22 protein-coding genes and 2 pseudogenes are annotated in these 23,389 nt (G+C 70.9%); 8 read left to right on the top strand and 16 right to left on the bottom strand.

The window, feature by feature from the left end:
* Positions 1 to 106: 106 nt before the first annotated feature.
* The gene (locus WBN91_RS02380; protein WP_337722916.1) at positions 107 to 778 is read right to left on the bottom strand and encodes a DsbA family oxidoreductase; all 672 of its coding nucleotides are present in this window, start codon (positions 776 to 778) and stop codon (positions 107 to 109) included.
* Between the two features lie 65 nt (positions 779 to 843).
* Between WBN91_RS02380 and WBN91_RS02375 the strand changes: the two genes are divergently transcribed.
* Positions 844 to 1,200, top strand: a complete 357-nt coding sequence (locus tag WBN91_RS02375) for a winged helix-turn-helix transcriptional regulator (protein ID WP_337722915.1) — start codon at positions 844 to 846, stop codon at positions 1,198 to 1,200.
* Here WBN91_RS02375 and WBN91_RS02370 read toward each other — a convergent pair.
* From WBN91_RS02370 to WBN91_RS02340, 7 genes are all read right to left on the bottom strand, one after another.
* Positions 1,197 to 2,168: a zinc-binding alcohol dehydrogenase family protein gene (locus tag WBN91_RS02370; protein ID WP_337722914.1), complete on the bottom strand. Its 972-nt coding sequence runs from the start codon at positions 2,166 to 2,168 to the stop codon at positions 1,197 to 1,199. The genes WBN91_RS02375 and WBN91_RS02370 overlap by 4 nt on opposite strands.
* Positions 2,169 to 2,181: 13 nt before the next feature.
* Complete coding sequence (locus WBN91_RS02365; protein ID WP_443217646.1) at positions 2,182 to 2,703, bottom strand: potassium-transporting ATPase subunit C; 522 nt, start codon at positions 2,701 to 2,703, stop codon at positions 2,182 to 2,184.
* A 17-nt stretch (positions 2,704 to 2,720) separates the two neighbouring features.
* Positions 2,721 to 4,715, bottom strand: a complete 1,995-nt coding sequence (gene kdpB / locus WBN91_RS02360) for a potassium-transporting ATPase subunit KdpB (RefSeq protein ID WP_443217640.1) — start codon at positions 4,713 to 4,715, stop codon at positions 2,721 to 2,723.
* Positions 4,712 to 6,334 carry a potassium-transporting ATPase subunit KdpA gene (gene kdpA / locus WBN91_RS02355; RefSeq protein WP_337722911.1) on the bottom strand — a complete coding sequence of 541 codons (1,623 nt, stop codon included), beginning with the start codon at positions 6,332 to 6,334 and terminating at the stop codon, positions 4,712 to 4,714. Before kdpA ends, kdpB begins: the two co-directional genes overlap by 4 nt.
* Positions 6,334 to 6,429: a K(+)-transporting ATPase subunit F gene (gene kdpF, locus WBN91_RS02350; protein WP_337722910.1), complete on the bottom strand. Its 96-nt coding sequence runs from the start codon at positions 6,427 to 6,429 to the stop codon at positions 6,334 to 6,336. Before kdpF ends, kdpA begins: the two co-directional genes overlap by 1 nt.
* The gene (locus tag WBN91_RS02345) at positions 6,426 to 6,548 is read right to left on the bottom strand and encodes a hypothetical protein (protein WP_337722909.1); all 123 of its coding nucleotides are present in this window, start codon (positions 6,546 to 6,548) and stop codon (positions 6,426 to 6,428) included. The genes kdpF and WBN91_RS02345 overlap by 4 nt, the downstream gene beginning before the upstream one ends.
* 107 nt (positions 6,549 to 6,655) lie before the next feature.
* On the bottom strand, positions 6,656 to 7,603 hold the full coding sequence (locus tag WBN91_RS02340; RefSeq protein WP_337722908.1) for a LysR family transcriptional regulator: 948 nt from the start codon (positions 7,601 to 7,603) through the stop codon (positions 6,656 to 6,658).
* 149 nt (positions 7,604 to 7,752) lie between these two features.
* On the opposite strand from WBN91_RS02340, the gene WBN91_RS02335 reads away from it, so the two are divergent.
* A complete protein-coding gene (locus tag WBN91_RS02335) occupies positions 7,753 to 8,685 on the top strand; it encodes a M64 family metallopeptidase (RefSeq protein WP_337722907.1) in 933 nt (310 codons plus the stop codon).
* 21 nt (positions 8,686 to 8,706) lie between these two features.
* On the opposite strand, the gene WBN91_RS02330 is transcribed toward WBN91_RS02335, so the two are convergent.
* The 3 genes from WBN91_RS02330 to WBN91_RS02320 are packed head-to-tail and all read right to left on the bottom strand — an operon-like array spanning position 8,707 to position 10,541.
* A complete protein-coding gene (locus tag WBN91_RS02330; RefSeq protein ID WP_337722906.1) occupies positions 8,707 to 8,940 on the bottom strand; it encodes a DUF6343 family protein in 234 nt (77 codons plus the stop codon).
* Between the two features lie 19 nt (positions 8,941 to 8,959).
* On the bottom strand, positions 8,960 to 9,799 hold the full coding sequence (gene surE / locus WBN91_RS02325; protein ID WP_337722905.1) for a 5'/3'-nucleotidase SurE: 840 nt from the start codon (positions 9,797 to 9,799) through the stop codon (positions 8,960 to 8,962).
* Positions 9,800 to 9,812: 13 nt separating this feature from the next.
* Positions 9,813 to 10,541, bottom strand: coding sequence for a DUF6292 family protein (locus WBN91_RS02320; protein ID WP_337722904.1), 729 nt, complete (start codon positions 10,539 to 10,541; stop codon positions 9,813 to 9,815).
* Between the two features lie 110 nt (positions 10,542 to 10,651).
* Here WBN91_RS02320 and WBN91_RS02315 point away from each other — a divergent pair.
* From WBN91_RS02315 to WBN91_RS02305, 3 genes and pseudogenes are all read left to right on the top strand, one after another.
* A pseudogene (locus WBN91_RS02315) lies at positions 10,652 to 11,062 on the top strand (MBL fold metallo-hydrolase); the annotation flags it as partial.
* Positions 11,063 to 11,126: 64 nt separating this feature from the next.
* Positions 11,127 to 11,414 carry an MBL fold metallo-hydrolase gene (locus tag WBN91_RS02310; protein ID WP_337722925.1) on the top strand — a complete coding sequence of 96 codons (288 nt, stop codon included), beginning with the start codon at positions 11,127 to 11,129 and terminating at the stop codon, positions 11,412 to 11,414.
* Positions 11,415 to 11,565: 151 nt separating this feature from the next.
* Positions 11,566 to 12,033 carry a PaaI family thioesterase gene (locus WBN91_RS02305; protein ID WP_337722903.1) on the top strand — a complete coding sequence of 156 codons (468 nt, stop codon included), beginning with the start codon at positions 11,566 to 11,568 and terminating at the stop codon, positions 12,031 to 12,033.
* 141 nt (positions 12,034 to 12,174) lie between these two features.
* On the opposite strand, the gene WBN91_RS02300 is transcribed toward WBN91_RS02305, so the two are convergent.
* From WBN91_RS02300 to WBN91_RS02285, 4 genes are all read right to left on the bottom strand, one after another.
* Positions 12,175 to 16,125 (bottom strand): NPCBM/NEW2 domain-containing protein, encoded by a 3,951-nt coding sequence (locus tag WBN91_RS02300; protein WP_337722902.1) that lies wholly within the window; start codon positions 16,123 to 16,125, stop codon positions 12,175 to 12,177.
* A 650-nt stretch (positions 16,126 to 16,775) separates the two neighbouring features.
* Entirely contained in the window at positions 16,776 to 17,132 is a 357-nt protein-coding gene (locus WBN91_RS02295) for an MmcQ/YjbR family DNA-binding protein (protein WP_337722901.1), read from the bottom strand.
* A gap of 121 nt (positions 17,133 to 17,253) precedes the next feature.
* Complete coding sequence (locus WBN91_RS02290; protein ID WP_337722900.1) at positions 17,254 to 18,483, bottom strand: SGNH/GDSL hydrolase family protein; 1,230 nt, start codon at positions 18,481 to 18,483, stop codon at positions 17,254 to 17,256.
* A complete protein-coding gene (locus tag WBN91_RS02285; protein WP_337722899.1) occupies positions 18,480 to 19,148 on the bottom strand; it encodes a polysaccharide deacetylase family protein in 669 nt (222 codons plus the stop codon). Before WBN91_RS02285 ends, WBN91_RS02290 begins: the two co-directional genes overlap by 4 nt.
* Before the next feature lie 150 nt (positions 19,149 to 19,298).
* Between WBN91_RS02285 and WBN91_RS02280 the strand changes: the two genes are divergently transcribed.
* Together WBN91_RS02280 and WBN91_RS02275 are read left to right on the top strand one after the other, a co-directional pair.
* Positions 19,299 to 20,231: a YihY/virulence factor BrkB family protein gene (locus WBN91_RS02280; protein ID WP_337722898.1), complete on the top strand. Its 933-nt coding sequence runs from the start codon at positions 19,299 to 19,301 to the stop codon at positions 20,229 to 20,231.
* A 60-nt stretch (positions 20,232 to 20,291) separates the two neighbouring features.
* On the top strand, positions 20,292 to 20,564 hold the full coding sequence (locus WBN91_RS02275; protein ID WP_337722897.1) for a GlsB/YeaQ/YmgE family stress response membrane protein: 273 nt from the start codon (positions 20,292 to 20,294) through the stop codon (positions 20,562 to 20,564).
* 78 nt (positions 20,565 to 20,642) lie between these two features.
* Here WBN91_RS02275 and WBN91_RS02270 read toward each other — a convergent pair whose 3' ends face one another.
* Complete coding sequence (locus WBN91_RS02270; RefSeq protein ID WP_337722896.1) at positions 20,643 to 22,355, bottom strand: glycoside hydrolase family 13 protein; 1,713 nt, start codon at positions 22,353 to 22,355, stop codon at positions 20,643 to 20,645.
* An 84-nt stretch (positions 22,356 to 22,439) separates the two neighbouring features.
* Between WBN91_RS02270 and WBN91_RS02260 the strand changes: the two are divergent.
* Positions 22,440 to 23,248 (top strand): annotated as a pseudogene (locus WBN91_RS02260) (SAM-dependent methyltransferase).
* The last annotated feature ends 141 nt before the right edge of the window (positions 23,249 to 23,389 follow it).

The following is a 23,389-nucleotide window of genomic DNA, read 5'->3' as shown; positions in this document are numbered from 1 at the left end:
TTTCGGCTGCACCCGGGGAAATCTGTGGTAGCCCTTCGGGCAGGCCATACGGGGATGACGGAAGAAGCCCAAGTGGGAGGTCTGCTGCGCGAGCTACTTCAAAGCGTCAGCAGCCCTCGCCGTCGACCGAGCAGGCGTTCACGTCCTGGAGCACGGGGACCGGGCGGTCCGCCCACGCCGTCTCCAGCGCCTTGGCAAACAGCTCGACCGGCTGCGCGCCGGAGATGCCGTAACGGCCGTCCACCACGTAGAACGGCACGCCGTTGGCGCCCAACCGTGCCGCCTCGCGCTCGTCCGCGCGGACCGCGTCGAGGTAGGCATCGGACTCCAGCACGCGTCGCACGTCCTCTTCGTCCAGCCCCGCGTCGACTGCGACCTTGGTCAGCGCTTCGGGTGTGAACAGCGAGCGGCCTTCGCCGAAGTGGGCCAGGTACATCGCCTGCAAGACCTGGTGTTCCACGCCGCGCTCACGGGCCAGGTGCAGCACCCGGTGCGCGTCGACCGTGTTGCCGACCTCGCGGTCGGTCACGTAGGCCAGCCCGTCGCCGTGGGCGACGGCCGCGACCTTGTCGTCCAGTCCGACCGCGCTCGGGCCGAGCTTCTTCACCAGCATGTCGGCCAGCGGCTCGGTGTGGTCGCGGTGCGGTTCGAGCTCGAAGGAACGGTGCACGACCTCGACGTCGGCACGGTGTTCGAAGCCCGCAAGGGCCTGTTCGAAGCGGGCGGCGCCGATGTAGCACCACGGGCAGACCAGGTCACTCCAGATTTCGACGCGCACGGGTTTCCTCACGTGGGTACACTTACCGATAGACAGCACTAACTATTCCACAGTACACGGGGGCCATGCGGGTGAAGTACGACGTCTTCGCGAAGGACTGCCCGTCCCGGGGTGCCCTGGACCACCTCACCGGCCGGTGGCCCGTCCTGGTCCTGGCCGGTCTGCGGCAGGGTCCGACCAGGTTCAACGCCCTGCGCCGCCGGGTCGAGGGGGTCAGCGAGAAGATGCTCGCCCAGACCCTCCAGTGCCTGGAGCGCGACGGCTTCGTGCACCGCGAGGTGCTCACCGCCATGCCGCCCAGCGTGACCTACTCCCTCACACCGCTGGGCGAGTCCACGGCCGACCACATGCAGACCCTGATCGACCACCTCGAAGCCAACATGCCCGCGGTCATGGCCAACCGGGCCAACGCCCAGCGCTAGGGAACCAGTACCGCCGCCCCGTTGACCCGATCGGCGGCGAGGTCCGCCAGCGCCTCGTCCGCCCGCCCCAACGAGTACTCCGACGTCGACACCGCCAGCCGGTGCGCCCCCGCGAAGGCCAGGAACTCCCGCGCGTCCGCCCGCGTGTTGGCCGTGACGCTGCGCACTTCCTTCTCGTAGAACAGGTGCCGCTGGTAGTCCAGCCGCGGCACATCGCTGAGGTGGATGCCCGCGATCGCCAGCACCCCACCCCGGTCCAGCGCCTCCAACGCCGGCAGCACCAACTCCCCCGCCGGCGCGAACAGCACCGCCGCGTCCAACGGCTCCGGCGGCCGGTCCGCCGCCCCGGACGCCGACACCGCGCCCAACGCCAAAGCCAGCTCACGGGCCGCCGCGCTGCGGGTCATCACATGCACCACCGCCCCTTCGGCCAACGCGACCTGCGCGGCCAGGTGGGCACTCGCGCCGAACCCGTAGATGCCCAACCGGCCACCGGGCGGCAGGGACGTCCGCCGCAGCGCCCGGTAACCGATGATCCCGGCGCACAACAACGGCGCCAGCTCCACGTCCGTGTACCCGTCGGGCAGCGGATGGGCGAAGGCGGCGGGCACGGTGGTGTACTCCGCGTACCCGCCGTCGGCGTCCCAGCCGGTGTACACCGAGGCCGGGCACAGGTTCTCCGCCCCGCGCACGCAGTACCGGCACGTCCCGCACGTCCCCCGCAGCCACGCCACGCCGACCCGGGTGCCCGCCGGCATCGGCCCGGCGACGACCTCGCCCACCACCTCGTGGCCCGGCACGACACCGGGCCGGTGCACCGGCAGGTCACCGGAAGCCACGTGCAGGTCCGTCCGGCACACCCCGCACGCCGTCACCCGGACCAGCACCTCCCCCGGACCGGGTTCCGGCACCGGTTCCTCCGAGGCCGTCACCAGCGGTCCGGGTCGCAGCACCCTCCACGCGCGCATGACCGCCACTGTCTCAGCGCACGGCCTCCAGCGCACGGTTCAGGGCGGTCACGTTCACCCCCGGCTCACCGACGAACCCCCACCCGCGCCCGTCGACGTGCTCGGCGACCAACTGCCGCACCACGTCCTCGCGCAACCCGTTCACCCGAGACACGCGCCGCACCTGCAACTCGGCGTAAGCCGCGCTGATGTGCGGATCCAGCCCGGAGGCCGACGCCGTGACAGCGTCCTGGGGCACCAGGTCCTCGGCCACCCCTTCCCGCTGGGCCACGGCAGCCCGCCGCTGCGCCACCACCACGTCGTAGTCGGCGTTGCGCTCGCCCTTGTTGGACCCGCCGGACGCCGGGAGCGTCGCCAGGGAAGGCCGGGTGTGGAACCACCGGTCCCCTTCCCGGTCCACGGCCACCAACGTCGTGTCCACGGCCTCGGCATTCGCCCTCAACCCGGGCAGCCGCGACACACCCCACACCGCCAACGGGTACAACACACCGGTCAGCACAGTCAGCACGAGCAGCACACGAAGCCCGGCCACCATCTGCTTCACCACGAAGATCACCCGATCCCTGGGACGTGCCGCACAAGCAAGTCGATCAACCAGATCCCCACGAACGGCGTGACAACGCCACCAACCCCGTACACCAGCAGGTTCCGCCGCAACAACGCCGCCGCACCAGTCGGCCGGTACCGCACTCCCCGTAGTGCCAACGGGATAAGCACCACGATGATCACCGCGTTGAACACCACCGCAGACAGGATCGCCGACCGCGGCGAGCCCAGGTGCATGACGTTCAGCCGGTCCAGCTGCGGGTAGATGGCCGCGAACATCGCCGGCAGGATCGCGAAGTACTTGGCCAGGTCGTTGGCCACGCTGAACGTCGTCAGGGCGCCCCGCGTGATCAGCAACTGCTTGCCGACCTCCACGACCTCGATCAGCTTGGTCGGGTCGGAGTCCAGGTCCACCATGTTCCCGGCCTCCTTCGCGGCGGAGGTGCCGGTGTTCATGGCCACGCCCACATCGGCCTGCGCCAGCGCCGGGGCGTCGTTGGTGCCGTCACCGGTCATCGCGACCAACCGCCCGCCCTCCTGCTCTCGCCGGATCAGCGCCAGCTTGTCCTCCGGCGTGGCCTCGGCCAGGTACTCGTCCACCCCGGCTTCGGCCGCGATCGCCTTGGCGGTCAACGGGTTGTCGCCGGTGACCATCACGGTCCGGATGCCCATCGCGCGCAGCTCGGCGAAACGCTCCTTGATGCCCGGCTTCACCACGTCCGACAGCCGGACCACGCCCAGCACCACGTCGTCCTCGGCCACCACCAACGGGGTCCCGCCCGAAGCGGCGATCCCGTCCACGACCCGCCGGACCTCCTCGGACACCGCGAACGCGCTCGCCGCGCCCTTGCGCACCCGCCGTCCGTCCAGGTCGATACCGCTGACCCGGGTCTGCGCGGTGAACGGCACCACCTCGCCGGTCTTCTCGTGGTCCGTGGCCTCGGCCGGGCGGCCGTACTCGGTCACGCACAGCTCCACGATGCTGCGCCCCTCGGGAGTGCCGTCCGCGAGGCTGGCCAGCCGCACGGCGTCGACCAGGACGTCCACGTCGCAGCCGACCGGGATGAACTCGGTGGCACGCCGGTTGCCCCACGTGATGGTGCCGGTCTTGTCCAGCAACAACGTGTCGATGTCCCCGGCCGCCTCGACCGCCTTGCCGGAACTGGCCAGGACGTTGCGCCGCACCAGCCGGTCCATGCCCGCGATGCCGATCGCCGAGAGCAGAGCGCCGATCGTGGTCGGGATCAGGCACACCAGCAGCGCGGTCAGCACGACCACCGACTGCTCGCCGCCGGAGTACACCGCGAACGGCTGCAACGCCACCACGGCCAGCAGGAAGATGATCGTCAAGGTGGACAACAGGATCGTCAACGCGATCTCGTTGGGCGTCTTCTGCCGCTTGGCTCCCTCGACGAGTGCGATCATCCGGTCCACAAAGGACTCGCCGGGCCGGGTGGTGATCCGCACGACGATCCGGTCCGACAGCACGGTGGTGCCACCGGTCACCGCCGACCGGTCGCCGCCGGACTCCCGGACCACCGGCGCGGACTCGCCGGTGATCGCCGACTCGTCCACGGTCGCGATGCCCTCGACCACGTCACCGTCGCCGGGGATCGTCTCCCCCGCCTCGACCACCACGAGGTCGCCGACACCCAACTGCGCGCCGGGGACGGTCCGGCCGTCGACGAGCCGAGCCACCGTGTCCTTCTTGGTGCGCCGCAACGACTCCGCCTGCGCCCTGCCGCGTCCCTCGGCGACCGCCTCGGCCAGGTTCGCGAACAGCACGGTGAACCACAGCCACACCGCCACCGCGACCGTGAAGACGCCCGGGTCACCGATCGCGAACACCGTGACCAGCACCGAACCGACCCACACGACGAACATCACCGGGTTGCGGACCTGGTGGCGCGGGTGCAGCTTGCGCAAGGCCTCCGGCACCGCACCGGCCAGCGGCTTCACCGCCGCGGCGACCTCCGGCGGGCGCACTTCCGTCATGGTCACAGCAAAGCCTCCGCGATGGGACCGAGAGCGAGAGCGGGGACGAAGGTCAGCGCCGCGACCAGCACGACCGCCCCGGTGAGCAGACCCGCGAACAACGGGCCGGTGGTGGGCAGCGTGCCCGCCGTCGCCGGCACCTTCCGTTGCGCGGCAAGGGATCCGGCCAGGCACAGCACGGCCACGATCGGCACGAACCGGCCCAGCGCCATGCACACACCCAGCGACGCCTGGAACCAGTCGCTGGTCACCGTGATACCGCCGAACGCACTGCCGTTGTTGTTCGACGCCGACGCGTACGCATAAAGGATCTCCGACAAGCCGTGCGCGCCGGGGTTGTTCAGAACGCCTTGTGTGCTGGGCAGGATCGCCGCGATGCCCGCGCCGACCAGCATCACCGCCGGCATGGCCAGGATCGACACGGCGGCGGCCGTCACCTCGCGCCGCCCCAGCTTCTTGCCCAGGTACTCCGGCGTGCGACCGACCATCAACCCGGCCAGGAACATCGCGATCACGGCCATCATCAGGATGCTGTAGAGGCCGGTGCCGACCCCGCCCGGCGTCATCTCGCCGAACAGCATGTTCAGCAGCGTCCCGCCGCCGCCGAGCCCGGTGTAGCTGTCGTGCAGCGAGTTCACCGCGCCCGTGGACGTGCCCGTGGTGGCGTCGGCGAACAACGCCGAGGACGGCACGCCGAACCGGACTTCCTTGCCCTCCAACGGCCGCAGCCCGTGCGCCTCCGCCGCCCAGATCAACGCGAGCATCGCGCCCCACAGCACGCCCATGACGCCCAGCAGCACGTACCCCTGCCGCCGGTCGCCGACCAGCGTGCCGAACGTGCGGGTCAACGACACCGGGATGAGCAGGATCAGGAAGATCTCGACCAGGTTCGACCAGCCGGACGGGTTCTCGAACGGGTGCGCGGAGTTCGCGTTGAGCACCCCGCCTCCGTTGGTGCCCAGTTCCTTGATCGCCTCCTGGCTCGCGACCGGGGCGGTGGCGACGGTCGTCCCGTCCACGGCGACGCCGGACCGGAAGCTCATCACCACGCCCAGCGCCACCAGCACCACCGCGAACACGAACGCGACCGGCAGCAGGACGCGCGTGACCCCGCGCACCAAGTCCACCCAGAAGTTGCCCAGCCGGTCGGTCCGCTGCCGCACGAACCCCCGGACCAGGGCGACGGCCACGGCCATCCCGACCGCGGCGGACACGAAGTTCTGCACGGTCAGCCCGACCACCTGCACGGTGTGGCCCAGGACGGTCTCGGGCACGTAGGACTGCCAGTTCGTGTTGGTCACGAAGCTGACGGCGGTGTTGAACGCCATCCCGGGGGCCACGTCGCCCCGGCCGAAGTCGAACGGCAGCAGCGACTGGACCCGCTGGAGGACGTACAGCAGCACGACCCCGACGAACGAGAACCCCAACACGCCGTACGCGTAGGTGGTCCACCGCTGCTCGGAATCGGGGTCCACGCGGGCCACCCGGTAGATCGCCCGTTCCACCCGCAGGTGCCCGGTCGAGGTGTAGACGCGGGCGAGGTAGTCGCCGAACGGCCGGTGCACCGCGGCCAGGGCGACGATCAGCAGGCCGACCTGGAGCAGGCCGGCGGTGGTCGAGGACATCAGAACCTCTCCGGCCGGACCAGCGCGACGACCAGGTACCCGATCAGCAGCAGGGCGAGCACGCCGCCGACAGTGTTGGCCACTGTGCCGGTCACAGCTTCTCCAGCCCGCGCACGCCCAGCGCCAGCAGCCCGAAAACCCCGATCAGCAGCACCGCGTAGGCCAGGTCGGCCATGTGCGCTTCCCCCTTCGACACCCTCGACGAGCGGTTCACGCCGAGAGCCTGCGGCCGGGTCGAGCGGGATCAGCGCGGCCTGACGGGTCCTTGACGCCCCCGACCGCCTCCTTTACGGGCCGTTGACGCCCCGCGAGACGTGCCTCTCACCCCGTCTGGATGGACCGGAGCAGGTCGAAGTGGGCCGTGCGGTCGCGGACGTGCGCCCAGTAGGCCTCGCGGGCCAGGTCGGCGATCACCGTGAGCCGGGCCGCCAGGACGCCGTCGCGCCGGCACACCACGACGTGCCGCATCCACACCGGGCTGCCCGCGATCGGGCGCACCACCACGTCGTCGTCGGACGGGTACACCGGCTGGCACGGCGCCACCGCCCGGCCCGCCGCCACCAGCGCCCGGATCGAGTCGCTGCTGGAGATCGAGTACCGCACCCGCGGCCGGAACCCGTGCTGCTCGCACACCGCGTGGAAGCAGTCCGGCCACCCGGCGCCGTCCGAGGGGGTCATCACCCACACCCGGTCCGCCAACTCCCCCAACGGCACCTCCGCGCGGCGGGCCAGCGGGTCACCGGCGGCGACGGCGACGAACACCGGTTCACGCGCGATGGGCTCGCACGCCATCGCGGCCGTGGAGTGCAGCTCGTAGCCGGGGTAGTCGACGGTCGTGGCCACGTCCAGACGGCCCGCCGCGACCAGGTCCCACAGCAGCGCCGGCGAGTAGTCCATCGTCAGCCGGACCTCGTGCTCCGGCAGGTGCTCCCCCAGCCGCTCGGCCAGCCCGATCGACACCGACCCGACCACCCCACCCAGGGCGACCACCGTCGTGGCCTGCTGGGTCAGCCGGGCCGCGTCCCGTCGCAGCTCCGCCACGCCATGCAGGATCGCCCGAGCTCTCAGCAGCACGAAGTCGCCCACGAGCGTCGGCGCCATGCCCTGCGGCAACCGCGCGAACAGGGGCGCTCCGATCTCCTCCTCCAACCGCTTGAGGCGCGCGGACAGGGCCGGCTGGGACATCCGCAGCACGGCGGCGGCTTTGGTGAGGCTGCCGGTCTCCGCGATCGCGCACACCGTCCGCAGGTGGCGAAGCTCCAGCTCCATCCGACGAGCGTAGGCAGCCGTGGGCGGGCACATCCATAACCCGCGTGGATCGGGAACGGGATTTCCGCCGACGGGAGCAGCGGTCCCATAGTGGGCTGCGTTCCGGCCACATGCGTTTTGTGGCTCCCTGCACGGAATGGAGCGCCTTCATGCGCATTCTGTCCGTTCTAGTGGCTGTGGTCGCCCTGCTGGCCCAACCGCTCACAGCGACCGCCGCGCCCAAGGTGGTCAAGGAGGTCTTCGCCCCCGACGGCACCATCACCCGCGCCCGCGTGCCCCAGCCACCCACGTCCCCGGCCGTCCTGACCAGCGCCGCCGAGGTGGTGCCGATCCAGCAGACCGGGCCGTCGTCGTCCCGGTTCGACCTGGTCTTCGTCGGCGACGGCTACACCGCCGGCGAGCTGGGCGCCTTCCACCAGCACGTCCTGGCCCGGTGGGCGGAACTGAGCGCCATCGAGCCGTACAAGTCGCTCAAGCAGTCGTTCAACGTGTGGCAGGTCAACGTGGTGTCCCAGCAGTCCGGTGTGGACAACGACCCGACCAGGGGCGTGCGCAAGGCGACCGCGCTGGACATGTACTTCTGGTGCGGCAACATCGAACGCCTGCTGTGCGTGAACGAGACGAAGGCCAAGCAGTACGCCTCCGCCGCGCCCGAGGCCGACCAGGTCCTGGCCCTGGCCAACACCACCAAGTACGGCGGCGCGGGCGGCGGGGTGGCCACGTCGTCGGGCGGCAACGCCCAGGCGACCTGGATCGTGGCGCACGAGCTGGGGCACTCCATCGGCGGGCTGGCCGACGAGTACGACTACCCGGACGACCTGTACACAGGGTCGGAGCCGGGTGAACCGAACGTCTCCAAGTACACCGGCGCGCAGATGACCCAGTACCGGCTCAAGTGGTACGCCCACCTGGGCAAGGCATCTCCGGACGGCGGGGTGGTGGGCACGTACGAGGGCGCTTACTACCACAAGCGCGGTGTGTACCGGCCCACGGAGAATTCCCTGATGAGGAGCCTGGGCAGGCAGTTCAACGTGGTCGGGTTGGAGGTCATGCGCTCGGCGATCCTGAGCCACACGTCCTAGCTTCGGCCCTGGTCTTCGGGTTCAGCCCGGGTCGCCGCGCCGTTTCCGGTGCACGACCCAGGCGAAGTCCACCACCAGACCCACGGCGATGGCGATCAGCAGCGCCGCCAACCACGGGAAACCGGCGCGCACCAGCAGGACGGCGACACCGGCGTTGAGCAGCACACCGAACCCGGCCAGCCACAGGCGCAAGGTCAGCGCGCTGCGGGGCGGGGCCGGTGGGGGCAGTTCGTCCACCTCGACGGGGTTCCCCACCGGCCTCCCGGTAACCGGCTCACAGCTCGATACCGGGGTCTTCGGTCACCGACCGCAGCGGGGTGAGGGTGGCGTGGCCCTGGGCCAGCAGGGCGGCGTCGCTGCCCGGCGGCAGGTCGCCCTCCACGACGACGGCGGTCAGGCGGATCGAGCCGTCGTCGCTCTCCTTGACCCGGCTGCGCACCAGCCCGAACTCGGCCAGCGCGGCCCGGCGCGGAGGACCGGCGTGCGGTCGGTCGGGCACGTTGAGGTTGAGCGTCGAGCCCGGTGGGAGGGCGGCGAGCCGGTCGAACAGCTCGGCGGCCACGGCGACGGCGGTGTCCCAGTGCGGTTCGCCGTTCGGCTCCAGCCCCACGTCCAGGGAGACGGCCATCGCCCGAGCACCGTTGACGGCCGCCGTCAGCGCCGCGCCGACGGTGCCCGAGTGCAGGATCGCCCGTCCGACGTTCGCGCCCCGGTTCACCCCCGAGAGCACGACGTGCGGCGGGTCGCCGAACGCACCTTGCGCCGCCACGAGGGCGATCAGCGCGGGGTGCGCGGCGACAGCGTACGCGGGCACCCCGTCCAACCCCACCAACGACCTCCGCCACACCGCCACCCGCTGCCCGTCCTCGGCGACGGGTTGAGGTGCGGACTCCCGCCCGTCCTCTGCGCGTCGGGGCGTGGACGCCCGCGTGTCCTCGGATCGCGGGGCGGAATCGCTCCCGTCTTCGACGGCGGTCAGGCCGGCGCCCGTGCCACTGGCTTCCCGCGCGGGCGCGGCGACCACGGCCCGCCAGCCGTGCGCCACCGCAGCCCTCGCCAGTGCCGCGAGCCCCGGCGAGTCGATGCCGTCGTCGTTGGTGATCAGCACGTCCACCCAGCCGCCTCCTTCACGCACCCTCGCGCAGCTCCGACGGGCACACGTGCAGCACGAGGTGCGCCCCGGTGGCCTGCAACGGCTTGAGCACCCGGCTCGTCGGCGCCACCACCGTCATCGGCACGTGCGCACGCCGCGCCCGCCGGTCCACGTCCACCAGCACCGCGATCCCCCGCGCGCCGATGAAATCCACGTCCGCGAGGTCCACCACGAACCGCGCCGGCCGGTTCGCCAGCTGCGCCACCAATTCCGCCCGCACCACGTCCGCGGTCGCCGCGTCGATCTCGCCGGAGATCATGGTCACGATCGCGTCCCGCCGCCGGGTGCTGTGCACCGACACCAGCGCGGTCTCGATCCGGTTGGCCTCCCGCAGGCGGGCGAGCAGGCTGGGCCCGTGGCAGTCCGGCGCCGGATCGGGTGGCGGCTGACCGCGCAACAGGCGCGCGGCGAACCGGGCCACCACCTCCGGCCGCGGCACGAGCCCCGGCAACCCGGCCACGACCAGCAGGTCCTCCCCGCACCCGGTCTCCACGGCCACCGACCACCCCTGCCGCTCGTCCCACACCAGGGCGACGTCGCGGTCCGGACGGGACGGCAGCCGGCCTTCCAGGGCCAGGTAGGCGGTGGCGGGCGGGCCGGCGTCACAGCACCAGGACTCGCCGGACAGGTCCAGCGCGTCCCCGATCCGCTCCACGTAGCGCCGCAGCTCCCGGGCCGTCGTGTCGTCGAAGTCCACGTCCACCGCAACCTCCGCACAGCACCGGGACTCACCGCTAGAAGTACCCCTGTGCGGCGTCCGGCGAATCGGCCGAAAGCGGCTGTTCCGATCCAGTGGTCGGGCATCCTGGGGGTATGCGTGGGGTGAGGGTGCTCGGGGGCTGTGGCGCGTACCCGGAACCGGGGCGGGCGTGCAGCGGTTTCCTTGTCGAGTGGGACGGATTCCGACTGGTGCTGGACCTGGGTTACGCGACCCTCCCCCGCTTGCTGCGCCACTGCCCGGACGGAGCCGTGGACGCGGTCGTGGTGACGCACGAACACCCCGACCACTGCGTCGACCTGCACGGCTTGTTCCGCATGCGCCACTACGGCGGCGCGGTCGGCAGGTTGCCGCTGTACTGCCCGCCCGGGGTGCTGACCAGGTTGGGCGCGCTGGAGCCCGAGGTGGCCCTGACCGAGGTGTTCGACGTGCATGACCTCCCAGGCCACCACCGCGTCGGCCCGTTCGAACTGACCGGCGTGCCACTGCCGCACTACGTGCCCAACGCGGGCGTCCGCCTGGAGGCCGAGGGCACCGTCCTCGCCTACACCGGCGACCCCGGACCCGGCGTTGGCGGACCTGGGCCGAGACGCCGACCTCTACATCGTCGAGGCCACCGACCGCGCAGGCGAGACCACCCGCCCGTGCCGCAACCTGCTGACCTCCACCGAAGCCGGCCACTGGGCGACCCAAGCCGGCGCCCGCAAACTCATGCTGACCCACTTCTGGCCGGGCAACGACCGCTCCGCCGCCGTGTCCAACGCCCGCGCCGCCGGGTTCAGCGGCGAGATCCTCACCGCGGAGGAGGACTTGCTGGTCCCCCTAGCAGCCTCTCTCGCACCCTCCCCACCCCGCTAAACCCCTCCCAGCCCGCCGGCACGCCTCCCCGCTCCCCCAGCACGCCGCCCAGCCCGCCGGCACGCCTCCCCGCTCGCCCAGCACGCCTCCCCCGCCCCGCTACCGGACGTCCCAGGCCGATGACGCTGCGACGTCCGCCTACATTGGACCCGTGACCAGCACCGCCCTGATCAGCATCCAGGAACGCCTGTACCCGACCCTGCCGTGCTTCGGCTGCGGCCACGCCAACGAGAAGGGCCTGCGGCTGCGCAGCTACCCGGGCGAGGACGGGGTGGTGACCGCGTCGTTCACGCCGTGGCCCGAGCACGACAACGGCCTGGGATTCCTCAACGGCGGCATCATCTGCACGGTCCTCGACTGCCACAGCGCCGCCGCCGTGATGCTGGAAGCCGAACAGCAGGGCTGGCCACCACTGGGCGACGCGGCCCTGTCGTACGTGACCGCCGGCCTGGACGTGCGCTACCTGCGACCGTCACCGCTCTCGGACGCGGTCGAGTTGCGCGCCGTGGTCAAGGAGGCGACCGAGCCCCAGATCACCGTGGACGTGTCCCTGGTGTGGGAGGGCAAGACCCGCGCCGAAGCCACCGCCGTGTGGAAGCGCTGGCGTCCCCGCGCCTGATCACCACACAAACGATCGTTCTGCGAACGATCGTTTCACATACGATAGTTCCGCGCGCGAACACCCCGCGCCCCGGAGACGAGAACGGGGGCCGCGCGATCCGCGACCCCCGTCATATCTCATATATGATGTACCCAGCGCCTAAGGCGCGCAGGACAGCTTCGCCTCCGCCCAGTCGCCGTGGTCGCTGCCGATGCCGTTGCCGCCGTCCGCGAGGACCAGGTCGAGCACCTTGCCACCGGTGACGTCCACGTCCACGGATACCGTCGCGGAAGTGCCGGTCAGCACGGGCGAGGCGTACTTCTCCACCCCGTCCACCACGACCTTGAACACCACCGAACCGCGGTCGGCCATCTCGTCGTCCACCCCCACCTTCGCGGTGAACTTCGAGCACGTCCCGCCGACGTTGACCTTCACGTCCGACACGGCGTGCGCGCCAAGGCCCTTCGCGTACACGATCCCGTTGAGCGTCAACGGTTTCCCGTCACCCCCGGCACTCTCGTTGTTGCTGCGGTCGCGTTCCACCGGACCCCAGCCGTTGACCGCGTTGATCCACTCCAGGTCACTGACCCACGCCTCACCCTTCGGCGCGGGCGGGAGCGGGCGGTCGTGCACGGTTGCCGCGAAGAAGCCGATCGACGTGCCGGAGGGCAGCTTCACCGCCCGCGCGGTCTTGCCGGGCGTCAGCTCGACGGTGTTGTAGAACATCCGGTAGTCGACGTCGGTGTTGGCCAGACCCGTTGGCGTGTAACGACCCTTGACCGACACGGCGAGCTTCGCACCGCCCGTGCCCGCGTCCTGGAACGACCAGTTGGGCACCTGGAGGCTGTGCCGCGACTCGGTGCCGTCGGTGTAGAGCACGGTGACCGAGCCGGTCGCATTGGTGCTCGCTCCCGAGGCCAGCAACGCCAGGTGGCTGCCCTTGCCGGACACCAGGATCGGCAGGCTGGTGTTCTTGACCATGTTCGGCGTCCCGGACGCGCCGGACGGGAGCGTGAACTCCGCCCCGTTCACGGTGACCTTCGCGCCGGGCGTGAAACCCTTCTCCGCCAACAACTCCGCCGCGAAGCTGTTGCCATCGGGGTCGAACCTGCCGGACGCGAAGGTCGCGGAGTCGGTGATGCCCACGGTGTCCGCCGCCTCGCCCACGGACCCGAAGGGCACCAACGCGCTCGCCACCGCCGTGCTCTCGTACCGCGCGCCCCGGGCGGTGTAGTCGGCCCGCACGCCGATGGTGAACCGGCCGGCCTTGCCGCTCGGCGTGACCGCGATCGTGCGCCGCACGGTCTGCCCCGGCACCGCCCAGGGGAACTTCGCGTCGCCCTGCGCGGTCCAGCCATCGGGGAGGGTCAGGCCGAGGGTAACGTCCCGCATGACGGAGGTGGAGTCGTTGCGGAAGCTCGCGGTGACCTCGGTGGCCTGGCCGGGCGCGTTCCACAGGTCCGGCGCGGACACCTCGGCGACACCGAACGAGTCGGACGCGTGCCCGCCGCCGACCGCGCTCGCGCCGGACAGCACGACCGTGGCCTGCGCGGACGTGGCCACCGGCGCGGTCTTGACCAGGACGACGCCGCCCCGGTCGGACTCGTCGTAGAACCAGCCGGTGTCGGCCGCGTCGTAGTCCTGCTGGGACGCGACCGGCTTGAGCGCCTTGCCGTCGACGACGACCGCGCCGGGCTTGGTGCCGGTGTGCGCGGTCAGCTCGTAGGGGCGTTGGGCCGGCTTGCCCGCGTAGTCGCCCTCGCTGCGGCCGATGCGCACGACGACGTCGCCGCGGCCGGTGGTCGGCGCGGTCACCTCGAACTTCTGGGTGGCCGACGCGCCGTCGCGGTGGGCGCGGGTGACGCGGTCGTCCTCGTACAGCTCGAAGGACGAGCGGCCCTTCGGGTAGACGTCGAGCGTCACGCGGTCGCCGGGCTGCTGCTCGGCGTGCCCGTTGATGCCGTCCCGCCACATCGGCACGACCGCGCCCGCCTTGACGAACAGCGGCAGCCGGTCCAGCGGGGCGTGGTAGCCGTTGAGCGTGGTCGGACCGCGGTGCAGGCGGCCGGTCCAGTAGTCGATCCAGGTGCCCTCGGGCAGGTAGATGCCGTTCTTGACCTCGCTGTCGGTGAAGACCGGCGCGATCAGGAACTCCTTGCCCGCCAGGAACTCGTACTTGGTGGTGTCGTCCCAGGTCTTGGGGTCGCTCGGGTACTCCAGGATCAGCGACCGGTTGATCGGCGCACCGGTGCGGTGCGCTTCGGCCGCGTAGCTGTAGAAGTAGGGCAGGAGCCGTTCGCGCAGCTTGAGGTACTGGCGGTTGATCGCCGTGTACGGCTCGCCGTAGGCCCACGGCTGCTTGAACTTCGGCGTCGACCAGCCCGACATCGTCATCAGGGCGGGGTTGAACGCCTTCCACTGGAGGTCGCGCACGTAGCTGGTGGCGCTGCCGCCGAAGATGCCGTCGATGTCGCCGGCCGCGTAGGCGATGCCGGAGTTGCCGGAGCCGTGGATCGCCGGGATCTGCCACTTGATGTTGTCCAACGTGCCGCTGTGGTCACCGGTCCACTGCACGGCACACCGCTGTGCGCCCGCCCAACCTTCGACCATCCAGCTGTAACCGCGGGCGTCGCTGTGCTGCTCGATGCCGCGGTGGGCGGTGTCGCAGGCGGACAGGGCGTGCCGGTAGCCGGGTCCGACCCAGGCGACGTCGAGCTTGCGCACCCGCACCCCGGCCTGGCCGACCTCCTCGGGCTGCCGGTCCAGCGCGGCTTCGGTCCACAGCCCCATCTGCACGCCCCGCTGCCGCAGGCCTTCGCCGGTGGCCGTGAGGGCGTCGATGTCCCGGGTGCCGACGTACTTCTCCACGCCGCCCTGGTTGGGGTTGGGGATGAAGGCGTCGCGGTCGGCGCTGTAGCCGCAGCCGTAGTCGTCGTTGACGAGCATCCAGCCGCGGGGCATGTCGTGGTCGACGAACTTCTGGGCGACCTTGACCGCGTCCGGCGTGACTTCCTTGTCCGGGTGGTACTTCCAGTCGTTGGCGGGGTCGGGGTCGAGGCCGGGGCGGTAGGGGCCGCGGTTGTAGCAGTCGGAGTCGCCGTACTCCATGCCGTAGAGGGGCGGGAGGAAGGGGCGTCCGGTGAGTTCGGTGTAGCGGTCGAGCGAGGTCTTGAGGTCGCCGACGAAGTAGTAGGCGTCGAAGCGCTTCTCGTCGTGCTTGGTGCTGAGCGGTTCGTTGAACGCGTAGGTGCCCGGGGCGAACGTGTTGCGCAGGACGCCGTAGCCGGCGGTGCTCATGTAGTAGGGCGAGGCGTTGGGGTTGCCGCCGTCGGTCCAGTTGAAGTCGCGCGAGATCCGGATGGTCTGCCCGCGGTGGGAGAACCGCCCGTTCTGCATGCCACCGCCGACGAACTGCTCGTTCGCGGCACGGCTCAGGGTCTGGGTGGTGGCGGTGTCGGTCCAGCTCAGAGGCTTGACCTCCGACCATATGGTCTGACCATCCGGCCGGTGCAGGGAGAACCGCAGCGGGTTCTTCTGCGCCCGGACTTCGGCTTTCGCGGTGCGCAGGGAGTAGTAGGAGCCCTGGTCCGACCACCGCGTGGCAGGCGCGGCGTAGTCCGTCTTGACCACGATGTTCGAGGAGGGCTGGCCCGGGTCGGAGGGCGCGGTGTTAGCCGGGTCGGTGAACGAGCCGTCCGGGGCAAGCCAAATCCGAAAAACGTCGTCGGCAAGAAACGAAACCCGAACCTTGGCCCGCCCAGCATCCAACGTGAAGCCCGAGCCCCCCGCCTCGAACCCCGTAACACCCCCCAACTGCTCCCCCTCAGCCGCCGCCGAGGCCGGCCACAGGGGAGCCAACGAAACCACCAAGGCCGCAGCGACCCCGACCCTCCGCAGCTTTCTGCGCGAGCGACGTTCAGAGTTGCTCACTACAACCCCTTTCTGCGCAACATTGGGCACCACGGCATTCCTACTGCATGCAGCCCTCAAAGTCACCAGCCAACCGCCCCGAACTTCCTCCGCCAGCACCACGCACACAGACCCCGACGGACCCCTTAAGCTGACCCCCGACCACCCCGCACACCGAGGTTGACCAGCCCAAACAGGCATCACCCGATCGTGTGAATGGCAGATTCCGCGACCAACCGCCGACTCGCGCGTCCCGTAAAACAAGGAGCGCGGTCAACGGCCCCCGTGGCGGGTAGGGCTCCAAGGCACCCGGCAAGCCCGCTCGGCAGGAGCGCTCGGTAGGGGATACGACGACGGGCGAAGGCAGCAGCAGCCCGACAACGACACCGCCACCAGCGGCCACCGGCAGCAGCGGCCAGCAGGCCGCCGGGGTCAGGCAGCGGCTGGCAGGCAGCCGGGCAGCGGCGGGCAGGCGGGCGGCGGCAGTAGGCGGCGACAAGCGGGCGGTGGCGGGCCGGTGGCGGGCTGGCGGGCCAGCGGCAGGGGGCGAGCGGCAACCGGGCAGCAGCCGGGCAGCAGCGGGCGAGCGGCAAGCGAGCGGCAGCAGCGGCGGGCGGCGGAAGGCGGGGCGGCCATGCGGCGGCGGGCGGCAGTGCGCGGGGCGAGGCAGCGGAGCGGCGGCGGCGCGCGGGGCGGAGCGGCGGCGGCGGTGGGGCGGAGCGGTGGCTGCGGTGGGGCGTGGGTTTCGTGCGGTGGGGTGGCTCGAAGTCGGCGGGTGTGGCGCGGGTGGCGGAGGGTGGGGGCGGTGAGGGTGGTGGGGGTGGCGGAGGGAGGGTTGGGGGTGTGAGGGGTTAGGGGTGGGCGTGGGCTGGGTCTTGGGCTTCGGATACCAGGTCTTCTGGGGCCGTCAGGCGCCAGGCCTCGAAGACCAGTTCGGTCAGCTCGTCCAGCTCGATTTTGTCCAGGTACACGACGACCCAACCGAACCCGCCGGCCGTGAACTGCTCCTCGAACACGTCCGGCCGCTCGGCCACCAGGGCCAACTGCTCGGACAGCGTCTGCTTCAGCCCGACCGTCTGCGTCCGCGGCCAGTAGTACCCGAACTTCTTGCCCCGCACGCTGAACGAGCTGTAAGTCCCGCTCTCCGACCGCTTGACCTCGCCGAGCCGGTTCACGACCCGGAAGAACTCGTCACTCCGCACGCCCACGCCATCCCCCGCACTGTCCCCGGAGCATCGGAGTATAGGACCCCAGTGCGGGGTCCCGGAAAAGTCCAGGACCCCGCCACGGCACCAGAAGCAACAGCGCCAGAAGCCAACAGCACTAGCGCTAGAACAGGTGCAAAGGCACCGCGCCGGCCATCGCGACCATGCCGGCGTCGTTGGGGTGCAGGTGGTCGCCGCTGTCGTACTCCGCGCGTAGGCGTTGGGGGTCCGCCGGGTCGCGTAGTGCGCGGTCGAAGTCGACTACCCCGTCGTACTCACCCGACGTCCGGATCCAGCGGTTGACGGTCTGCCGCGCCGCCTCGTGCTCGGGGGTGTAGAAGCCGAACGTGTCGCCCTTGAACGGCGTGATGGTCCCGCCCACGATCCGCAGCCCGGCCGCGTGCGCCCTGGCGATGAGCTGCCGGTGCGCGGCGATGATGTCCTCCGCCGTCACCTCCTCCTCCACGGGCGCGACGGTGCCGGGGTGTCCTAGGTCGTTCACGCCCAGCAGGACCACCACGTGCCGCACGCCTGGCTGGGCCAGCACGTCCCGGTCGAAACGCCGCAGTGCCGACTCGCCGAAGTACTCCGCGAACGCCTCCGCCGGGTGCCCCGCGGGTGGATTGGGGTCGTGGAGGAGGCGGTTGCCGCTGATGCCGGCGTTCACCACGCCCAGTCGACCGTGCAAGCGCCGTGCGAGCACGTCCGGCCACCGGCGGTTCGCGCCGCGCGTGGTCTCGGCGCCGTCGGTGATGGAGTCGCCGAACGCCACCACGGTCGCCCTGCCGCCGGACACGCTCACCCCGGTCAGGAAGTGCCACTTGCCCAGCACGCCCGTCGGGGTGATGGTCGGCTGCGCGGTCACGTTGCCCGACGCCACATACCCGTCCTGGTAAGGGAACGCGTGCACAGTTGTCGCCGGGGTCGCCACCGGCAGGTACACGCTGACCACCAGGTCGGAGTCCGCGGTGACACCCAACGGCACCGGGTCGCTCACCACCGGCACCCCCGCAGGCACGGTCACCGAACCCCGCCCGCCGAACGTCAGCCGCCGGTCAGTACCGGGAACCACCGAGGAACCGCCGGCACCCCGCCCGACACGCGCCTCACCGATCACCAACGGCTGCGACCCGAACTCGTTCGACAACCGCACCCGCACCTCGCGCCCACCGGTGGACAGGTGCACGACCTGCCGCAACGTCTGGTCCGCGAACGCCGTGGTGTCCGAAGCGGGCACGCCGGTGGGCGACGTCGCCCACGCCCCGACCCAGGACCGGCCGCCGGACGCGGTCGCCGCGCCCGCCGGGACCAGGAGCAGCAGGACCGCCAGCAGCGCCAACCGGGGGAGCTTCATCGCGCCGGCCGGTCGAAGCGGTAGCCGGAGCGCCGCAGTTCGGGCACGATCCGGTCGACGGCGTCCACGGTGTTGGCACGACTGGCCGGCCCGTCGTGCATCAGCACCACCGCGCCCTCGGTGATGCCGTCGCGCAGCCGCTGCACCAACTCGTCCGTGCTGGGCGGCGGGTCCCAGTCGCCGATGGCGAGTCGCCAGCCCAGCGGCGTCTTGCCCAGCGACGCCGCGACCTCGGGCGTCTGACCCCAGCTGCCGAAGGGCGCGCGGAAGTACCGCACCGGCACCCCGGGCACCGCCCGGTGGATCGCCGCGTCGGTGCGCTCCAGGTCGGCCTTGATCTGCTCGGGCGTCCACGTGCTCATGTCGGCGTGGGACCAGCTGTGGTTGCACAGCAGGTGCCCGCCGGCGACGATCGCCCGCACGACCTCCGGGTACTGCTCGACCCGCTCACCCCACAGGCAGAACGTGGCCTTGATGTGGTGCTTGCGCAGGATCCGCAGCAACCTGGGCGTGTCGACCGGGTTCGGCCCGTCGTCGAAGGTGAAGGCGACCGTGCGCCCGCCGTGCCGGGTCGAGTCCACGATCGCCGCGCCCTCGGCGCCGGCCGTGCCGGTCGTCAGGCCCAGCAGCAACCCCGTGGTCAGCAGGACGGTTCTCCACCGCATCCGTGCACCCCTTCTCGTCGGTCGGGAAACGCGGCCCACTATCCGTCGGCGATTCGACCGCCAGCCAGGGGTTTCGCGGATGTTTCGCGTCTTGACTGGCAGATGCGCGGCACGCGTGTACACCAGGGCCCAGCGGGTAACCCGGCTCGCATGGCGCACGCACCCGACGCTCCGACCGACCTGCCCAAGCGGTCCTGGTGGGCCGTGCTGAAGCGGACGGTCAAGGAGTTCAACGACGACAACCTCACCGACTGGGCCGCCGCGCTCACCTACTACGCGGTGCTGTCGCTGTTCCCCGGCATCCTGCTGCTGACCTCGCTCCTCGGCCTCCTTGGCCCGGACGCGACACAATCCATTAAGGACAGTCTGAACCTGCTGGGTCCGGGGGAGGCCAAGGACCTCATCATCAGCGCCATCGACAACCTCCAGCAGTCCAGCGCCATCGCCGGACCGCTGGCGATCATCGGTCTGGTCACCGCGCTGTGGTCGGCTTCCGGGTACGTGGGCGCGTTCATGCGCGCGGCGAACTCGATCTACGACGTCGAGGAGGGCCGCCCGTTCTGGAAGGTGATCCCGCTGCGGCTCGTCCTGACCGTCGGCGTCGTGGTGCTGCTGGCCCTGACCGGGCTCGGGGTCACGCTCACCGGCGGCGTCGCCGAGTGGCTGGGCGAGGCGCTGGGCGTGGGCTCGACGTTCGTGACGGTGTGGGACATCGCGAAGTGGCCGGTGCTGTTCCTGTTGGCGAGCCTGGCGATCGGGCTGCTGTTCTGGGCCTCGCCGAACGTCCGCCAACCGTCGTGGCTGTGGATCACGCCGGGCGGGGTGCTGGCGGTGCTGGCGTGGGCGGTGGCCTCGACAGGGTTCGCGCTGTACGTGGCCAACGCGGCGTCGTACAACAAGACGTACGGGTCGCTGGCGGGCGTGATCATCTTCCTGGTGTGGCTGTGGATCTCCAACCTGGCCCTGCTGCTCGGCGCGGAACTGGACGCCGAACTGGAGCGGGGCCGCCGGATGCACGCCGGGCAGTCCGACGGGAGTGACCCCGTGGCTCCGCCCCGTGACACCCGGGCGATGGAGGGTTGAACGGACCCCTGACGGGGTACAGGCGGCTGGACACCAACGCTCGGAGGAAGGAGTCGGACCATGACGGTGACCGGGATCATCAGCGCGCTGGTAGTGGGTCTCATCATCGGCGCGCTCGGCAGACTGGTCCTGCCCGGACGGCAGAGCATCCCGATCTGGCTGACCATCCTGGTCGGCATCGTCGCCGCGTTCATCGGCACGTTCATCGCCAACGCGATGGGCGTCGGCAGCACCGCCGGCATCGACTGGATCGAAGTCATCATCCAGGTGGCGCTGGCGGCGGTGGGTGTGAGCATCGTGGCCGGTATGTACGGGCGACGACGAGTGGGCTAACCGCACAGGACTGAACGCGCTGGGCCGTCCCATCAGGGGCGGCCCAGCGCGGCTTTTCATGGACGTCCGGAAGCTGACCTACACCTGAAGTCCATTGTGGACGAGCACGTGCGCTTCCCACGGACCCAGCGTGATCTTCCCGTCCTCACGGCGGAGTTCACCCGTGTTGGACAGCGCCACCTCCGCCTCCGGCCAGTCCAGTTCCGCTGATTGCTCGCTGCCGCACAGGTTCGCCACCACGATCAAGCGCGTTCCGTCCAGTTCCCGTTGGTAAGCATAGATGTGCGGATGCTCGGCGAGAAGCATGCGGAAGTCGCCCAGCGCCACCACGGGCAGGGTGTGGCGCAGCTCGACGAGCCGCCGGTAGTGGTTGAACACCGAGTTCGGGTCGTCGTACTGCGCCTGGGCGTTGAGCCAGGTGTGGTTGGGGTTCACCGCGATCCACGGCGTGCCCGTGGTGAACCCGGCCTGCGGGCTCGCGTCCCACTGGACGGGGGTGCGGGCGTTGTCGCGGCCCATGCGGTGGATGCCGTCGAGGACGACCTCGGGCGGCGTGCCGGCGGCCACCGCGTGGCGGTAGTGGTTGAGCGACTCGACGTCACGCAGGTCGGACAAGTCGGTGAACCCGGCGTTGGTCATGCCGAGCTCTTCCCCTTGGTACACATACGGTGTGCCGCGTTGCAGGTGCAGCACGGTGGCCAGCGCGGTCGCGGACTCGCGCCAGAACCGGCCGTCGTCGCCGAACCTCGACACCACCCGCGCCTGGTCGTGGTTGTTCCAGTACAACGAGTTCCAGCCGACGTCCCGCAACGCGGTCTGCCAGCGGCCCAGCGACGCCTTGAGGTCGCGCAGGTCCAGCGGTTTCGGGTCGAACTTGCCGCCGGGGCCGTGGTCGAGGGACACGTGCTCGAACTGGAACACCATGTCCACCTCGTGCCGCGCCGGGTCGGTGAACAGCCGCGCCTGCTCCCACGTCACGCCCGGCATCTCCCCCACCGTGAGGTACTCGCCGTCGCGGCCCTCGAAGACCTCGCGGTGCATCTCCTGGAGGAAGTCGTGCACGCGCGGCCGGGTCCCGTAGTGCGGGTAGCCGTTGCCCAGGCCGCTGGTGCCGGTGAGCGCGCCATCGGGCAGGTCCGGGTCCTTGGCGATCACGTTGATGACGTCCATGCGGAAGCCGTCGACACCGCGGTCCAGCCACCAGCGCATCATGGCGTACACCGCGTGCCGGACCTCGGGGTTCTCCCAGTTCAGGTCCGGTTGCTTGCGGTCGAACAGGTGCAGGTAGTACTCGCCGGTCGCCTCGTCCAGGGTCCAGGTCGGGCCGGAGAAGAAGGACTCCCAGTTCGTCGGCTCGGCGCCCGGCTCGCCCGCGCGGAACCCCTCGCGCGGCGGACGCCACCAGTACCAGTCGCGCTTCGGGTTGTCCTGGGAGGACCGGGACTCCACGAACCACGGGTGCTCGTCGGAGGTGTGGTTCACGACCAGGTCCATGATCAGCTTCATGCCCCGGGCGTGGACCTGGGACAGCAGCTCGTCGAAGTCGTCCAACGTCCCGAACACCGGGTCGATGGCCTGGTAGTCGGAGATGTCGTAGCCGTTGTCCGCCTGCGGGGACGCGTACACCGGGGACAGCCACACCACGTCCACACCCAGCCGGGCCAGGTGGTCGAGCCGGGAGGTGATCCCGTTCAGGTCGCCGATGCCGTCGCCGTTCGAGTCGGCGAAGCTGCGCGGATATATCTGATATACGACAGCGGAGGTCCACCAGGGCGTCTGGTCAGCAGTCACGGGGTCCAGGATGGCCTTCGGAGCGGGCGTGCGCAGCCGGGCCGCTAGGGTAGTCGCCGCCGTGATCGATCCGAGGGGGACGACGTGACCGACACCAGCACCTGGGTTCCCGCCGAGACCGACACCACCCGGCCCTCGGCCGCTCGGGTGTACGACTTCCTGCTCGGCGGCGGCCACAACTTCGCCGCCGACCGCGCCGCCGCCGCCGCATCGAGCAGGTGCTGCCCAACGCACGCCGGGTGGCCCGCTCCAACCGGGCTTTCCTGCGCCGGGCCGTGCGCTACATGGCGGCGCAGGGCGTCACCCGGTTCCTCGACCTGGGTTCGGGCATCCCCACGGTCGGCAACGTGCACGAGATCGCCCGCGACGCCAACCCCGACAGCCGGGTCGTCTACGTGGACTTCGAGTCGGTCGCGGTCGCGCACAGCCGCCTGCTGCTCGACGGCGACGAGCGGACGGCCGTGGTGGAGGCGGACCTGACCGACCCGGCCACCGTCCTGGCCGACGAGGACGTGCGGGCCCTGCTGGCCACCGACGAACCGGTCGGACTGCTGCTGGTGGCGGTGTTCCACTTCGTGCCGGACCACAAGGACCCGGCGGGCCTGGTCGACCGGTACCTGTCGGCACTGCCCGCGGGCAGCCTGGCGGCGATCTCACACTTGACGGCCGACCACGACGCCGAGGGCATGGCACAGGTCGCCGAGACGATGGCCAACAGCCCGAACCCCATGTTCTTCCGGCCGTTCGAGCAGATCACACCGCTGTTCGCGGGCTTGGACCTGGTCGAGCCGGGCCTGGTGGACGCGGACCTGTGGCGCCCGGAGCCGGGTGTGAGCGACCCGGACGGCCCGGCACGCGGCGTCTACGCGGGCGTCGGCCGGGTCCGCCGCTAACAGCAGGCTCCGGCGCCAACCGCAGGCTCCGGCGCCAACCGCAGTGCTCGACCGGCGGACCAGGCAGATTGTCGTACCCCTCTGGGACAATGGTGACCGGGGGCCGGAGGCCAAAGCCGTGCTGAAGTCGAGTGCACCCGC

The sequence above is a fragment of the Saccharothrix sp. CCNWYY140 genome, assembly GCF_037401995.1.
Classification (GTDB): Bacteria; Actinomycetota; Actinomycetes; order Mycobacteriales; family Pseudonocardiaceae; genus Actinosynnema.
This window is presented reverse-complemented; position numbering and strand designations above follow the sequence as displayed.